Raw genomic sequence first — 14037 nt, 5'->3', positions numbered from 1 at the left:
TCTTCGCCTCTTATCTCCCAGAAAGACTATCTTTCTGTTGGAATTAGCACCGTGCCTTACTGGATTGATCATCCGGCGCATACTGCGCCCCGTTTTACAACGGTATTACGGTCGGTTGCTGGGCTTCATAGGGCCAAATCCCTCAGCCAGCTCTTGATAAGAGTTGCGTGTGCTATTAAATTAAAATTCTGAATGTTCATTTGAATTGAATGGTACCATTGGAGTATTTTCCATGTCAACGGTTTTTTAGTAATTTCTAATAAAAGTCCGGTCTCCGATCTTGAAAGATCGGAATTTGTTTACGGACCTTTTCTACTTCCTGCAAATTGATTTCAGCAGAGACCAGCTGTTCACTTTGGGTTCCTTTTGCAAGGATTTCACCCCATGGGTCGATGATAAGGGAGGTGCCGCCGAATTCGTTACCAGGGTCACTCCCCACACGGTTGCATGCGAGCACAAAACATTGATTTTCAATTGCACGTGCCCTTAAGAGAGTCTGCCAGTGATCAATTCTTGCCGCCGGCCATTCAGCCACCACAAAGACGATCTTCGCTCCCATCATGACATGTTTCCTGAACCATTCAGGAAAACGTATATCGTAACAAATAAGTCCTGCCATCCTGTTATCATCAAGAGAGAACGCCCCGTCTTCCTGTCCAGGAAGTAAATAATGATGTTCATTCATTAGTTTGAATAAGTGAAGCTTTGAATACTGTTTCACCAACACACCATTAGCATCCGCCACCAATAGTGTATTCCTTACCCCATCTTTTGATTTATTGGCAACAGAACCACCAACGATGTGAATGGAATATTTTTTTGAAAGTGAAGTCAGGAAGGAGGAAGAGTCTTCGGCTTCTTCATCTGCGATCTCATCTATCCGTGTAAGATCATAACCTGTCGTCCACAGCTCAGGAAGAACGACGGTACCGCACCCTTCTTCCTTTGCTTTTTTTACCCACTGTTCCACTTTAACTTTGTTTTCTGCAGGTTTTCCAAACACGATATCCATCTGGGCGAGACCAACCTTTTGAATCATTACCTTCACCTCGTTATGTACTTTTTGTCAATTATTCCTTTACATTCTGTATGTTCCGTTATATCATTTGTGACTAGAATTTGAAAGTAATTAATTTTCAAAAAAATGAGTGGGTGAATGGATGAAACACTTTGAAAAAGCAAAACGCTTGGATTTATTACCGGAACAATTTTTCGCTTCCCTCGCAGGGACAGTGAATGCTGTTGTGAATGAGGGGCATGACGTCATTAATTTGGGGCAGGGAAATCCAGATCAGCCGACGCCTTCACATATTGTGGAAAAATTAACGGAAGCGGCTCAATCTCCTTCCAATCACAAATATCCACCATTTCGTGGTTTATCGAGCTTTAAAGAGGCAATCGCTGCCTTCTATTTCCGCGAATACGGTGTGGAGATGGATCCAGAAACCGAAGTAGCGGTTCTCTTCGGAGGAAAAGCGGGTTTAGTGGAAATCCCTCAATGTTTATTGAACCCCGGCGACGGAGTATTAGTCCCTGATCCCGGTTATCCGGATTATGTATCGGGGGTGGCATTGGCAGAAGCAAGTATGATCAAGATGCCGTTGAGAGAGGAAAATGGGTTTCTCCCGGACTATCGGGTGCATTCCCGTGAAGAATTGGAAAGGGTAAAGTTAATGTTCCTCAACTACCCCAATAATCCAACAGGTGCGACAGCCACAAAATCCTTTTTTGAGGACACGGTGGAACTTGCGTTAAAACATGATATTTGTGTGGTGCATGACTTTGCTTATGGGGCGATCGGTTTCGATGGACAGAAGCCTGTGAGTTTTCTAGAGACGGAAGGTGCAAAGGATGTCGGGATTGAGATATATACATTATCGAAAACCTATAATATGGCAGGCTGGAGAGTCGGCTTTGCCGTTGGGAATAAGAGTGTCATTGAAGCAATCAACCTCCTCCAGGATCACCTTTACGTAAGCCTGTTCGGAGCGATTCAAGAAGCAGCCACTACGGCCATACTGAGTTCTCAGGATTGCGTAACGGAACTGGTTGCAACATATGAAGAACGAAGACAACTCCTGATCTCGGGTCTCCAGGCAATAGGGTGGGATGTAAAAGCTCCGCAAGGTTCCCTTTTTGCCTGGCTTAAGGTGCCGGAAGGGTTCACTTCTGTTGAGTTCTCAACCTATTTACTTGAAAAAGTCAAAGTGGCCGTTGCTCCTGGTGTAGGCTTTGGTGAATACGGAGAAGGGTATGTGCGTGTCGGTCTTTTAACTACAAATGAACGGATAAAAGAGGCGATTTACCGTATAGAAAGTTTAGAATTATTTCACAAAAGGGATTGACATATGTTGAAATTGGTGCAATAATCCAACTGAATTAATAGAATGAAATTCTTATCAAGAGCAGGCGGAGGGACCAGCCCGATGAAGCCCGGCAACCGACTTATTTAAGCACGGTGCTAATTCTTGCAGCTATAAAGCTGACAGATAAGAAAGAGTGCCGAATATAAACCTCTTCTTATCTGGAAGAGGTTTTTTTTGTTTGCAGCTTGCTGAAATCAAACCGTTGAAAATTGTTTTTACATAGGGAGGTAATACGAATGAGTGAAGTGATTGCAACATATCAACTAAAGGGAAAGAGTGGTTCATTCGAGAAAAAAGCAGAAGGGATTGCTTTGGGACTCACGGTCGGGTCATGGACGGACTTGCCGCTACTGGAGCAGGAACAATTGAGAAAATACAAGGGAAAAGTCGTTTCAGTGGAAGAGAGGGAGGAGAAAGGCTCCTGGGGTGAGGTGAAGATTGGGTATCCGAGTCATAATTTTTCCAATGATATCCCGGCTATCCTTACAACAGTATTCGGTAAGCTTTCACTCGATGGTGAAGTGAAATTACTGGATCTGGAGTTCTCAGAAGACTTGAAAAAGTCATTTCCCGGTCCACGTTTTGGGGTAGAGGGCATCAGGGAATTAACAGGTGTTCATGGTCGACCGTTGTTAATGAGCATATTTAAAGGGGTGATCGGCAGGGATCTCACGTTCCTTGAAAATCAGTTAAGAGCTCAGGCCCTCGGCGGAGTCAATGTCGTAAAAGATGATGAAATATTATTTGATAATTCCTTGACCCCCTTTTTTGAAAGAGTGAGATTAGGAAAAAAAGTGCTGCACGACGTATTTGAGGAAACGGGTAAGAGAACCTTGTATGCCGTAAATCTGTCAGGGAAAACCTCGCAATTGCGGGACAAAGCAAGAAAAGCCAGGGAGCTTGGGGCAGACGCTCTTTTATTCAATGTATTTTCATACGGTCTTGATATTCTGCAGGAATTGAGAGAGGACCCTGAGATTTCATTGCCGATCATGGCTCATCCTGCCTTTGCCGGGGCTGTTGCAGCATCTCCAATATATGGAGTGAGCTACTCTTTATGGTTGGGTAAATTATTGCGAATGGCCGGGGCTGATTTTTCATTGTTTCCATCTCCGTACGGAAGTGTGGCACTAGAGAGGAGCAACGTCCTGTCCATACGCCATGAATTAACAAAGGATGACGACCATTTGAAGAGAACATTGCCAGTTCCATCAGCAGGCATACACCCTGCAATTGTACCCCTATTGGTAAAAGACTTTGGGACAGATTGTGTCATTAATGCCGGAGGAGGCATTCACGGTCACCCTGACGGTGCAAGTGGGGGAGGAAGGGCATTCGGTCAAGCGATCGATGCTGTTTTATACGGAACGTCACTCCAGGAGGCAGCCAAAACCCATGAAGAACTGCAGAAAGCCCTGTCCCTATGGGGAGGGGAGGTAAAGGTGTAATGTGTCTTCCGGTCATATTCTGTGATTTCGATGGGACGATCACAGAAACAGATAATATCATTTCTTTGATGAAAGCCTATGCCCCACCAGAATGGGAACCTATAAAAGAGGACATTTTAAACCAGTCGGTCTCGATCAAAGAAGGTGTAAGCAATATGTTCTCATTCATTCCTTCTTCACAGAAAGATGAGATGATCCAGTATTTAATGGAAAAAGCGGTTATTCGTGAAGGTTTCAAGGAATTCGTGGACTATACAAAAGTCAATGGGATTCCCCTGTATATTGTGAGTGGGGGAATAGACTTCTTTGTTCACCCGTTACTGAAAGAATTCGGGCCTTTTAAGGCTGTATATTGTAACGAAGCTATCTTTAACGATTCGACCATAACGATTCATTGGCCATATCCATGTGACGTGCACTGTGAAAACAAAGGATGTGGATGCTGTAAGCCTTCCATCCTGAGGGCATTATCCCTAGAAAATCATGAGGTGATTGTAATAGGGGACTCTGTTACAGACATCGAGATGGCGAAGCTTGGCGATACAGTACTCGCAAGGGACTATCTGGCACGTACATGTAATGAAAAGGGAATCCCATATCATCCTTTTGAAACATTTCACGATTGCATAAAAGTGATAGAAAAAGGAGTGACAATATGAAGTCATATCAATCCGAATGGGAAGAGCTCGCTGATATCAAAAGAGAATTGGCAGACAGGGACTGGTTTATGGGAACCAGTGGGAACCTGGCGATACGTGTGGGATCAACTCCTGTATCTTTCCTGGTTACGGCAAGTGGAAAGGATAAGCGAAAGCATACGAAAGAGGATTTCCTCCTCGTGAATGCACATGGTGAGGCATTGGAGCAAACCCAACTGCGCCCATCAGCTGAAACCCTGCTCCATAGTCATATATTCAATGGGAGCTCAGCAGGATGCAGCTTGCATGTCCATACTGTTGCCAATAATGTGATCAGTGAACTGTATGGGGATGATGGTGTCATAACATTCAGAAGCCAGGAACTGATTAAAGCCTGGGATAAATGGGGTGAAGATGATTCCCTGTCAATCCCGATCATTCATAATCATGCGCATATCCCAACCTTAGCGGATTCCCTCCGCACACACATTCAAGAAGATAAAGGGGCCGTGCTCATTCGCAATCATGGAATTACGGTTTGGGGGCGTACAGGATTTGAAGCTAAGAAACTATTGGAAGCGTGTGAGTTCCTGTTCCAATACCAACTCACACTATTATCATTAACAACTACAAAATCCATTTCCAGGGGAGGAGTCAAATTATGACAACGATACACATTCAGGGGAAAAATCAGATCATTGATCATCAAGAAGAGGTAGTAAAGTATTTAAATGAACAAGGGGTAATTTACGAACATTGGAACATTGAAAAGCTGGATGAATCACTAAGGGACAGATACGCATTAACCGATGATGATAAAGAGGCAATTCTCTCAACCTTTAAAAAAGAGATAGAAGATATTTCAGCACGCAGGGGGTATCAGGCCCGGGATGTGATCTCCCTTTCCGACAGAACACCAAATCTTGAAGAGCTATTAAAGAATTTTCAACAGGAACACCATCATACGGATGATGAAGTACGCTTTATTGTAAATGGACATGGGGTATTCGTCATTCAAGGAAGGGACGGAGATTTCTTTGAGGTACACCTCAATCCGGGCGACTTAATTTCCGTGCCTGAAAACATCCGCCATTATTTCACCTTAAGCGATGATAAAAAAGTAGTCGCAGTCCGCATTTTCGTTACCCAGGAAGGCTGGGTACCAATCTATTGATCATAATATCAGGATAGACAAAGAGTCATTTCATTTGTCTATTCTTTTTTTTGAACGTATGGCGAAAAATGTCTAATTCAGCAAAAATACTAGTTATTTTGTCTTGTTTTGCGAATCTATTTACTTTTCTGATAATAATTGGGATAATGCTCAAGTAATGATTTTACTTTAAAAAGACTAGGAGCTAAAAAGGAGTTTAGTAGAAATGGGTCGTTTATTAAAACAGAAGTGGCTATTATTGAAAATCAACCAGAAGCGCTCGGAAATGGTATCGATGGGAGTGAACTTGGGATTATGTGCTGAGGAGACAATCAAATGCAGCCAGCAATTGGATCAGTTATTGAACGACTATGAGAAGTGCATAAATAATGGTGGATCCCAGCCACTCTATGAATCATCAAGTGAATTAGGACAATACATTAAGAGTTTATTGAAACGCACTGCTTCTTGACCACTCACCAGGAATTCCCTCATCATTCAGACAAATAAGAAAAAGAATCTCCGTTCATTTCCACATTCACATCTTATTAACAAAACTAATTTGTCGTTATTTCAAAAGTAAAGGACGGTTCGCCTAAAGCGGGCCGTCCTATGCTTTTTACTCCGGCAGAAAGACTCTGACAGTTGACAATGATCAGATATATTTGTATAATGTTTTGAAACTGAGATATATTCTTTAAAGGAATGAATGCCATGACCGAAAAACAAAATACAAAACAATCGTTGAAACTTTTCATTGTCCTATCCAGAGCTTTTAAAGCTTTAAACGAAGAGATAAATAAGAACATACAAGAAAATGGATTGAACCCGACTGAATTTGCCGTACTGGAGCTTCTGTATCATAAAGGAGACCAGCCTCTGCAGCAAATTGGAGGGAAGATCCTGTTAGCTTCAGGCAGCATCACTTACGTAGTCGATAAGCTTGAAAAAAAGGGGTATCTTAAACGTGTTGCCTGTCCAACGGATCGTCGGGTCACATACGCCCAAATTACTGAAAATGGCAGAGGGTTGATCGATGATATTTTCCCTAACCATGAGAACCGGATCCACGAGTTGATGTCTGCACTGTCTCCAGACGAAAAAGAAGAAACCATTCACATGCTGAAAAAGCTTGGACTATCCATCAAAGATCTGTCCTACTAGGCCACTTCAATCTGCCCTGTCTATTATAGACGGGGCTTTTATTTTTGGAGATTTTAATGAAATCGATCCCTATATTAACAGGAGATTCCGGCTATGAAGTCGAATACCTATAATCGGGATGAATTTAAGAGGAGGAACAAAGTATGAAGTTTGAAGAATATACATATAAAAGACCAAATCTGGAAGAGATTAAGCCGGCTTTCGAAAAGGTGCTCCAGAAATTTAAAGCAGCTTCAGATGTTTCAGAACAGATGGAAGCGATCAAGGAAATCAATGAAATTCGACTTACCATCGACACCATGCAGAATATTTGCTATATCAGGCATTCCATTGATACAAATGATGCTTTTTACAAAGAAGAGCAGGAGTATATCGATGATATGATGCCTGAGGTTTCGGGCATGGTGACAGAATATTACCAGGAACTGGTGAATTCCCGATATCGTCAGGAATTAGAAGATAAGTGGGGAAAGCAGTTATTTTCTCTTGCAGAGAGTGAAATCAAAACGTTTTCCCCTGAAATTATCACTCTGCTTCAAAAAGAAAATAAGCTTTCTTCCCAATATACGAAACTGGTGGCTTCTGCCAAAATTCCGTTTGAAGGCGAAGAGAGAACGTTGGCCCAAATGGGTCCCTTTACACAATCCGTAAATCGCGGGACAAGGAAAGAAGCAGCCTTTTCCACAGTCTCTTTCTTTGAAGAAAATCAGGAAGAATTAGATCGTTTATTCGATGAGTTAGTCAAAGTCCGTCATACGATTGCAACTACGTTAGGATATAAGAACTTTGTTGAGTTAGGGTACTATCGCATGACGAGGACGGATTATACACCTGATATGGTAAAGAATTTCCGTCGTCAGGTGAAGGAGTATATCGTTCCTCTTTCAACAGAGCTGAAAGAAAGACAGGGGAAGCGGATAGGAATCGACTCCATGAAATTTTATGATGAAGGATTTAAATTCACATCCGGCAACGCATCCCCTAAAGGAAACCCTCAGTGGATCATTGACAATGGTAAGAAAATGTATGAAGAGTTATCCCCTGAGACAAAGGAATTCTTTGATTTCATGATCGAACGCAATCTCATGGATTTAGAAGCGAAGAAGGGGAAAGCGGGAGGAGGGTATTGCACATATATTGCAGGGTATGAAGCACCCTATATCTTCTCGAATTTCAATGGTACGTCTGGCGATATCGATGTATTGACACACGAAGCAGGCCACGCATTCCAAGTATATTCAAGCCGTGGTTTCGATATTCCGGAATACATTTGGCCAACGTACGAAGCGTGTGAGATCCATTCCATGAGCATGGAGTTCTTCACATGGCCATGGATGAATTATTTCTTTAAGGAGGATACGGATAAGTATCAATTCTCTCATTTGAGTGAGGCACTGCAATTTCTCCCATACGGTGTAACGGTTGATGAATTCCAGCATTTTGTGTATGAGAACCCTGAAGCCACACCTTCTGAACGGAACGCAGCATGGAGAAAGATCGAGAAAGAGTATCTGCCCCACAAAGACTACGATGGAGTTTCGTATTTGGAAAATGGAGGGTTCTGGCAGCGCCAATCCCATATTTACAATTCACCATTCTACTATATTGATTATACGTTAGCTCAAATCTGTGCTTTTCAATTTTGGAAGAAAATGAATGAGGATCGGGAAGGGGCTTGGGATGATTATGTTTCCCTTTGTAAACTGGGTGGAAGCCGTTCATTCACAGCACTCGTGGAAGCGGCCCATCTAGACTCCCCATTCCAGGAGGGAACCGTCAAGAAAGTAATCGAACCAATCAGGCAATGGTTAAATGGAATCGATGATACAACCCTATAAATGAACCAGGACAGCCGCATTTTATGCGGCTGCTTTTTTTCGTTAATTAAAGAATTATGTTCTTTTGCTTCTGATTTCCCGTGCTTGTACATAAGGTGAAGTAGAAGGTGTCAGAGGTGATGGGATGAAAAGAATGGCTGGATCGTTTCAGATTGCAGCAGTATATGTAGGAACTGTCATAGGAGCAGGATTTGCAACGGGAAGAGAAATTGTCGAGTTTTTCACTCGATTTGGTTTTGTCGGGTTTATTGCCATATTACTAAGTGGATACTTATTTATTACGATGGGAACCAAGATCATGCTCAAATCCCATGATATTAAAGCAAAATCCTTCGAGGAATTCAATGAATATTTATTCGGCAAATGGTTTTCAAAAATCATGAATATCGTCATGATGATCATGCTGATCGGAGTTTCAGCCGTCATGCTTTCAGGAGCAGGGGCCGTTTTTCAGGAGCAGCTCCTATTATCCAAACAGTTAGGCATTTTGTTGACCATCGGATTGGGTTTTTTAACGATGATGGTAGGTATGAAGGGCTTATTTGCTGTGAATACGTTTGTCGTTCCTCTTATGATTGTCTTCAATCTGCTCCTGATGGTGTATTCCGTTCGCAATGCGGATTTTTTGGATGCATTCCTCATGATCCCTCATGCGGAAGATGGTTGGAAATCGGTCGTGGCCCCATTTTCATATGTTGCCTTCAATCTCGCCATGGCACAGGCTGTTCTCGTTCCAGTTGCAGGAGAAGTGAGAGATCGGGAAACCATTAAATATGGGGGATATCTTGGCGGTTTCTTTCTTACACTCATTTTGATCTCCAGTCATATCACGCTGGTCATGATCCCGAATGTAACCCAGTATCAGATTCCCATGGCCGTGGTGATGAAGTCATTCGTAACAGGCTTCTACTTTATATATATCCTCATTATTTATGGTGAGATTTTCACTTCCGTCATTGGTGGCGTATTCGGACTCGAAAAACAGCTGGGAAACTATTGGAAAGGTTCATCTTTATGGACTTTTACCGGAATCTTCCTGATGATTTATTCTTTGAGCTTCTTTGAGTACAGTGAACTCCTATCCTATTTGTACCCTCTATTTGGCTATATGAGTTTGTTATTCATTATCCTTCTCTGGATGAAGCCGAATAAATGAAGTTCAAAAAGAGTAAAAAACGTGTCTGCTGCTCATGTTAATAGAGAGTAAATCAAAAGGAGTGACAAACATGACACAGTCCAAACATGAAAAAGAAAGACAGTGGAATGTAAGGAAAGAGGAGCAGCATCCTCACGGTAAAGTTTCTTCATTCAAGGAGCTCTCAGAAGGAAAGAAAGAAAAGCAATAAAAGGAAAACGGATGCTACAGGGCATCCGTTTTTAATTTGGTTATAAATCTTTATTATGATGATAAGAGTCACCGGTTTTGTATTGCTCGGGGAAGTATTTATTTCGTACTTCATCCTTGTCCCAATCGTCTTTACCGCAAGCTGTTGCGAGTTCGTCCAAATGTCTCATGATGTACTGCATATCAAGGTCCTGCAGGCTGTCATAGTCGATGCCTTCAAGTATATAATTCTTGAATGTCCAGACCAGCCGCTTCGTTTCACTGCTGTTATTTTCACCAATCATTCTCAGGGAACGCAGGATTTCTGCAATGATGGATACATCTTGTTTACCGTAATGCCTTAATTGATAAAAGCTTTTGTATAAATAATCGACAAAGGTCGGCTGCTCCAGAATGATACGCAACTGATTCTCGTCATCTGTCAAATAAGAGCTTGGAATCTTATGTTTTGCGAGCTTTGAAAGGATGATCCCGATTTCTTCAATGCAGTTCTTGGCTGTATTAGGGTCGTTGATGGCGGGGGAAATGGCCCTTAAGGCTATTTCCACAAGCTTCCGGATCCCGAGTTCAATGTCTTCCATAGGTTCTTTATCAGGACCCAGCACAAGGTAGCCGAGGTAATCTTCGGCGTCAATCTCTTCCTTCTCAGTCCAAACCGTCATCACAGGGGTTCCCTCAAGTAAGTATTCGCCAGGTGTCTTCACCATCCGTATAATGCTCTTATCCTTCCCGGATTTCTTGATCATCCCCTCAATATCAATCTGTTGCAGATATCCGGATGATTCACTGAACACATTTATGGGCTCGGTTTCCTTAAAAAAGGACTCATTGAATGTGGATGGTTCCTCTTGAAGGGCATTTCTTCTATATAGGTAGCTATTATCAATTTTATTATTCGTTTTAATGGTGATGTTATGGATTAAATTACTCACCTTCACCCAATTGGAAACGTGATGTACGAAATAAACGAAAACAAATAAACAAATAACTGCCACTACTCCTGCAAAAGCCGAGGAAATATATAATTCCTGACCTGATTCATCCTGTAGGAGGACCAGAAGGGTTATGCAATAGACCACACCGGACACAAAGATGGCAAGCACCCGTTGAGTCGGGCGATCATTAATGAAATTCTGTAAGGTCCTCGGTGAATACTGAGATAGGAATGTGGTGAGAACAACCATGATGGTTGAAAAGATAATGGTCGTCATCGTCATGATGGATGATGCAATCGTACTGATGATGGTCATGGATAAGTTGAAATTAGAGAACAAAACCTTTGGAAATATGGGATAGTTATGCTGACTTAACCACCAATCAAAATAAAAGGTGACAAGAGAAAGAAGTAAAGAAATCAGCGAAAACAAAAATGGCACAAACCAAAAGCTTTTTTGCGCTTTATTCAATATATGTATATTCAGGTTCATAACAGGGTTCCACCATACGAGACAGTATGCTATCAGAATAACCTCAAAGCCGTCATCGTAAACCTTTCTATGTTGGTGCTACATCAAAAAAGGAGGAGGAAGTCCTCCACCTTATAAGAAAAAATATTTTTAGTATTATGCCTCTACAATCTTATAATTTTTATGATTCACCACCGTCTTTTCTTCTAATTCAAGTTCGCGGTAATTCTTCATATAAGTTAAGTTGACGATTACTGAATTTTCATTCACTTTCTCCACGATTCCTTTTAATCCTTCTCTAAATTCAATTACATTCCCAATTTCCGCTTTTTTCATCAAAAGCCGCTCCTTTTTGGCAAATTTCTACAAACAATTACTAATATTTTGACGCAAAGTCACGAAAAGGTAAAGAGTTTTCTAAAAATTCCATATAAAATTTATGACTTGAGCTCATTAGCCATTTGAAACTACAATAGAAACAGTGAAGATGGAGGTTTGGATATGAGTGAATCAGAAATTCTTGAACAGTTGCAATCATTGCGTACAAGAGAAGTAGAAGAAATAATGGTATTGAAGGAAGATTTTCTTGCTTTCCGATCTGTGCTGGTGAAGCAGGATGATTTTAAACAGTTCCGTGGGATAGCTAAACAAGGTGGAAATATCCTTTTTCAATATCTTGATACACCGAGAAGTTAAACGAAGTGAAGGAGGTCATCCTCTGCTTTCTTTGTTCGCATGAGGGCATCAGGTTCTTGCTGTGTATAAACATTATATGAACGGGTTTCTTCATGTAGTATTGAAGCATGAACGATTGGTGGTAACCATTACCTGCTGAAATTCTCCCCATTCATTGTTATCTTATGGGGGAACGCTATTTAGGAGGTTGAAATATGATTAAGAAGAGCTTTATTTTAGGAATTGCAGCACTTTCTTTTGTTACATTCTCTACTCAAACATTTGCTGCAGGGGGAGAACACACTGTAGAAAAGGGTGAGTCCCTTTGGGATATCGGTAAAGAGAAATCCGTATCCGTCATTCAATTAAAAGAAGCAAATAATTTGAAATCCAATGAAATCCAACCGGGTCAAACAATCGAAATCCCGGACAATAATGTAACAGCCGAAGATCGGGAGCTGCTTGCTAAGCTTGTATATGCAGAAGCGAAAGGTGAGCCATATGCAGGTAAAGTCGCAGTTGCAACCGTCGTATTAAACAGAGTGGATTCTGCTGAATTCCCTGACACTATCAAAAATGTAATCTATCAGGTTTCAAATGGACACTATGCTTTTTCACCAGTACAAAATGGACAAATTAACCAGGAGCCTTCACAGGAAGCGAGGGACGCTGTCCAGGAAGCCTTGGCGTTCAGAGGTCAGGGGAAGGGCTCACTCTTTTTCTATAATCCAGTGACATCTACAAGTGACTGGATCACAAGCAGGGACACCTTGCTGACAATCGGAAAACACCGTTTCGCAAAATAAGAATGATCGTGCACAATATATGAGTGTTCGGATATCTTTTTTCTTTCCTCTATGTGGGATTAATAGTAAAATAGAGAAAAGAAAAAGAGGTGATGTTGATGAATGGAACAATTGTTGCTCGAATTGAGTTGGTAAGGTGGAAAATGATAGAGTCAGGCCTTCGTTTAGGGTTGGACAGTCCCACTACCATTCAACTGAGTAAAGAGCTGGATACCTTGATCAATATTCATCTGCGAAATGATACTAAAAAAACAACTCATAATAAAATGATTCAATAATTAGTAAAGGGTTAACCCTTGGAACTCCCTCTTATTTTATAAAGAGAATTCCAACCGGGTTAACCCTTTTCTATTAAAGTAGATTGAATCTTCAGGGCTAAGGGTATCCTTCTATATAAACATTTCATGGGAGATGAAGAGAATGAAGAGCAAAATTGTATGTATCACAGGAGGAGCCAGCGGTATAGGGAGGACCCTGGTTGAAGAATTTGCCAGAGAGGGAGCCATGGTTGAATTCATGGATAAGGATGTGGAAAAGGGAAGAAAACATTCCAATAGGCTTAATGCAGAAGGATATACCACACGATTCCATGAAGCAGATGTGGGTGTCCCCGAGGAAGTGAAGGTCGTATTCGATAAAATAAAAGAAGATCATGGGGTGCTGGACGTTTTGATAAATAATGCAGGTGTCTCCAGATTCATATCCTTCTGGGAGATGGAACCTGACGACTGGAACAGCATTCTATCATCAAACTTAAGCAGCGTATTTTATTGCAGCCGGGAAGCGGCCCCATTAATGAAGGGTCGCGGAGGATGCATCATAAATATGGCATCCACAAGGGCTTCTATGTCCGAACCGGATACTGAAGCCTATTCAGCGACAAAGGGAGGCATTGTAAGCCTCACTCATTCACTGGCCATTACCTTGAGCGATATGGGGATCCGCGTCAATTCCATCAGTCCAGGATGGATTCAAACGGAAGACTATGATTCCTTGAGGGACATCGATCACAGTCAGCACCCTTCCGGCAGGGTAGGGAAGCCTGAAGATATTGCGAGGGCATGCTTATTCCTTGCCCACCCCGATAATGATTTCATTACAGGTGAAAACATCGTGATAGACGGGGGGATGACAAGGAAGATGATGTATGAACATTAATGGAAATAAAAAACCAACCACTCAACCATCCAGGCGAAGT

The 14037-nt window shown here is 41.8% G+C and carries 17 protein-coding genes and 2 riboswitches; of the genes, 14 read left to right on the top strand and 3 right to left on the bottom strand.

Annotated elements, in window-relative coordinates; translation table 11 throughout:
- Positions 1–7: 7 nt before the first annotated feature.
- Positions 8–163, bottom strand: a riboswitch (SAM riboswitch).
- Positions 164–256: 93 nt separating this feature from the next.
- Positions 257–1039, bottom strand: coding sequence for a carbon-nitrogen family hydrolase (locus tag ACSQ2E_RS14850; RefSeq protein ID WP_435991726.1), 783 nt, complete (start codon positions 1037–1039; stop codon positions 257–259).
- A 121-nt stretch (positions 1040–1160) separates the two neighbouring features.
- Here ACSQ2E_RS14850 and ACSQ2E_RS14845 point away from each other — a divergent pair, with 121 nt between their 5' ends.
- The 10 genes from ACSQ2E_RS14845 (at position 1161) to ACSQ2E_RS14800 (ending at position 9953) form a co-directional block, all read left to right on the top strand.
- On the top strand, positions 1161–2345 hold the full coding sequence (locus ACSQ2E_RS14845; protein ID WP_435991724.1) for a pyridoxal phosphate-dependent aminotransferase: 1185 nt from the start codon (positions 1161–1163) through the stop codon (positions 2343–2345).
- 48 nt (positions 2346–2393) lie between these two features.
- A riboswitch (SAM riboswitch) is annotated at positions 2394–2496 on the top strand.
- Positions 2497–2602: 106 nt separating this feature from the next.
- On the top strand, positions 2603–3814 hold the full coding sequence (locus ACSQ2E_RS14840) for a 2,3-diketo-5-methylthiopentyl-1-phosphate enolase (protein WP_435991722.1): 1212 nt from the start codon (positions 2603–2605) through the stop codon (positions 3812–3814).
- Complete coding sequence (locus ACSQ2E_RS14835) at positions 3814–4473, top strand: 2-hydroxy-3-keto-5-methylthiopentenyl-1-phosphate phosphatase (protein WP_435991720.1); 660 nt, start codon at positions 3814–3816, stop codon at positions 4471–4473. The genes ACSQ2E_RS14840 and ACSQ2E_RS14835 overlap by 1 nt, the downstream gene beginning before the upstream one ends.
- Positions 4470–5117, top strand: coding sequence for a methylthioribulose 1-phosphate dehydratase (locus ACSQ2E_RS14830; protein WP_435991717.1), 648 nt, complete (start codon positions 4470–4472; stop codon positions 5115–5117). The genes ACSQ2E_RS14835 and ACSQ2E_RS14830 overlap by 4 nt, the downstream gene beginning before the upstream one ends.
- Positions 5114–5626, top strand: a complete 513-nt coding sequence (locus tag ACSQ2E_RS14825) for a 1,2-dihydroxy-3-keto-5-methylthiopentene dioxygenase (RefSeq protein WP_435991715.1) — start codon at positions 5114–5116, stop codon at positions 5624–5626. The genes ACSQ2E_RS14830 and ACSQ2E_RS14825 overlap by 4 nt, the downstream gene beginning before the upstream one ends.
- A gap of 205 nt (positions 5627–5831) precedes the next feature.
- Positions 5832–6077, top strand: a complete 246-nt coding sequence (locus ACSQ2E_RS14820; protein ID WP_435991713.1) for an aspartyl-phosphate phosphatase Spo0E family protein — start codon at positions 5832–5834, stop codon at positions 6075–6077.
- A gap of 233 nt (positions 6078–6310) precedes the next feature.
- Positions 6311–6769 carry a MarR family winged helix-turn-helix transcriptional regulator gene (locus tag ACSQ2E_RS14815; protein ID WP_435991711.1) on the top strand — a complete coding sequence of 153 codons (459 nt, stop codon included), beginning with the start codon at positions 6311–6313 and terminating at the stop codon, positions 6767–6769.
- Between the two features lie 143 nt (positions 6770–6912).
- A complete protein-coding gene (locus ACSQ2E_RS14810) occupies positions 6913–8607 on the top strand; it encodes a M3 family oligoendopeptidase (RefSeq protein ID WP_435991709.1) in 1695 nt (564 codons plus the stop codon).
- A 124-nt stretch (positions 8608–8731) separates the two neighbouring features.
- The gene (locus ACSQ2E_RS14805; protein WP_435991707.1) at positions 8732–9763 is read left to right on the top strand and encodes a YkvI family membrane protein; all 1032 of its coding nucleotides are present in this window, start codon (positions 8732–8734) and stop codon (positions 9761–9763) included.
- 70 nt (positions 9764–9833) lie between these two features.
- Positions 9834–9953 carry a DUF6254 family protein gene (locus ACSQ2E_RS14800; protein ID WP_219169248.1) on the top strand — a complete coding sequence of 40 codons (120 nt, stop codon included), beginning with the start codon at positions 9834–9836 and terminating at the stop codon, positions 9951–9953.
- A 40-nt stretch (positions 9954–9993) separates the two neighbouring features.
- On the opposite strand, the gene ACSQ2E_RS14795 is transcribed toward ACSQ2E_RS14800, so the two are convergent.
- Entirely contained in the window at positions 9994–11379 is a 1386-nt protein-coding gene (locus ACSQ2E_RS14795) for a DUF2254 domain-containing protein (protein ID WP_435991704.1), read from the bottom strand.
- A gap of 135 nt (positions 11380–11514) precedes the next feature.
- Entirely contained in the window at positions 11515–11694 is a 180-nt protein-coding gene (locus tag ACSQ2E_RS14790) for a YkvS family protein (RefSeq protein WP_435991702.1), read from the bottom strand.
- Positions 11695–11859: 165 nt separating this feature from the next.
- Here ACSQ2E_RS14790 and ACSQ2E_RS14785 point away from each other — a divergent pair, with 165 nt between their 5' ends.
- The 4 genes from ACSQ2E_RS14785 to ACSQ2E_RS14770 all read left to right on the top strand — a co-directional run bounded on the left by ACSQ2E_RS14785 (position 11860) and on the right by ACSQ2E_RS14770 (position 13997).
- Positions 11860–12054 carry a hypothetical protein gene (locus ACSQ2E_RS14785; RefSeq protein ID WP_435991701.1) on the top strand — a complete coding sequence of 65 codons (195 nt, stop codon included), beginning with the start codon at positions 11860–11862 and terminating at the stop codon, positions 12052–12054.
- Positions 12055–12248: 194 nt separating this feature from the next.
- Positions 12249–12839 (top strand): cell wall hydrolase, encoded by a 591-nt coding sequence (locus tag ACSQ2E_RS14780; RefSeq protein ID WP_435991699.1) that lies wholly within the window; start codon positions 12249–12251, stop codon positions 12837–12839.
- A gap of 98 nt (positions 12840–12937) precedes the next feature.
- On the top strand, positions 12938–13117 hold the full coding sequence (locus ACSQ2E_RS14775; protein ID WP_435991697.1) for a Spo0E family sporulation regulatory protein-aspartic acid phosphatase: 180 nt from the start codon (positions 12938–12940) through the stop codon (positions 13115–13117).
- Positions 13118–13259: 142 nt separating this feature from the next.
- A complete protein-coding gene (locus tag ACSQ2E_RS14770) occupies positions 13260–13997 on the top strand; it encodes an SDR family NAD(P)-dependent oxidoreductase (protein ID WP_435991695.1) in 738 nt (245 codons plus the stop codon).
- Positions 13998–14037: the final 40 nt, after the last annotated feature.

The organism is Rossellomorea sp. LjRoot5 (assembly GCF_964253455.1).
Classification (GTDB): domain Bacteria; phylum Bacillota; class Bacilli; order Bacillales; family Bacillaceae_B; genus Rossellomorea.
The sequence above is the reverse complement of the archived record's forward strand: the minus strand, read 5'-3'. Positions and strand labels throughout refer to the sequence as shown.

Coding starts and splice junctions, on each gene's coding strand:
- ACSQ2E_RS14810 (WP_435991709.1), top strand. CDS start 6,913: ATGAAGTTTGAAGAATATACATATAAAAGACCAAATCTGGAAGAGATT.
- ACSQ2E_RS14800 (WP_219169248.1), top strand. CDS start 9,834: ATGACACAGTCCAAACATGAAAAAGAAAGACAGTGGAATGTAAGGAAA.
- ACSQ2E_RS14805 (WP_435991707.1), top strand. CDS start 8,732: ATGAAAAGAATGGCTGGATCGTTTCAGATTGCAGCAGTATATGTAGGA.
- ACSQ2E_RS14795 (WP_435991704.1), bottom strand. CDS start 11,379: ATGAACCTGAATATACATATATTGAATAAAGCGCAAAAAAGCTTTTGG.
- ACSQ2E_RS14825 (WP_435991715.1), top strand. CDS start 5,114: ATGACAACGATACACATTCAGGGGAAAAATCAGATCATTGATCATCAA.
- ACSQ2E_RS14775 (WP_435991697.1), top strand. CDS start 12,938: ATGAATGGAACAATTGTTGCTCGAATTGAGTTGGTAAGGTGGAAAATG.
- ACSQ2E_RS14820 (WP_435991713.1), top strand. CDS start 5,832: ATGGGTCGTTTATTAAAACAGAAGTGGCTATTATTGAAAATCAACCAG.
- ACSQ2E_RS14830 (WP_435991717.1), top strand. CDS start 4,470: ATGAAGTCATATCAATCCGAATGGGAAGAGCTCGCTGATATCAAAAGA.
- ACSQ2E_RS14840 (WP_435991722.1), top strand. CDS start 2,603: ATGAGTGAAGTGATTGCAACATATCAACTAAAGGGAAAGAGTGGTTCA.
- ACSQ2E_RS14835 (WP_435991720.1), top strand. CDS start 3,814: ATGTGTCTTCCGGTCATATTCTGTGATTTCGATGGGACGATCACAGAA.
- ACSQ2E_RS14770 (WP_435991695.1), top strand. CDS start 13,260: ATGAAGAGCAAAATTGTATGTATCACAGGAGGAGCCAGCGGTATAGGG.
- ACSQ2E_RS14815 (WP_435991711.1), top strand. CDS start 6,311: ATGAATGCCATGACCGAAAAACAAAATACAAAACAATCGTTGAAACTT.
- ACSQ2E_RS14785 (WP_435991701.1), top strand. CDS start 11,860: ATGAGTGAATCAGAAATTCTTGAACAGTTGCAATCATTGCGTACAAGA.
- ACSQ2E_RS14845 (WP_435991724.1), top strand. CDS start 1,161: ATGAAACACTTTGAAAAAGCAAAACGCTTGGATTTATTACCGGAACAA.
- ACSQ2E_RS14850 (WP_435991726.1), bottom strand. CDS start 1,039: ATGATTCAAAAGGTTGGTCTCGCCCAGATGGATATCGTGTTTGGAAAA.
- ACSQ2E_RS14780 (WP_435991699.1), top strand. CDS start 12,249: ATGATTAAGAAGAGCTTTATTTTAGGAATTGCAGCACTTTCTTTTGTT.
- ACSQ2E_RS14790 (WP_435991702.1), bottom strand. CDS start 11,694: ATGAAAAAAGCGGAAATTGGGAATGTAATTGAATTTAGAGAAGGATTA.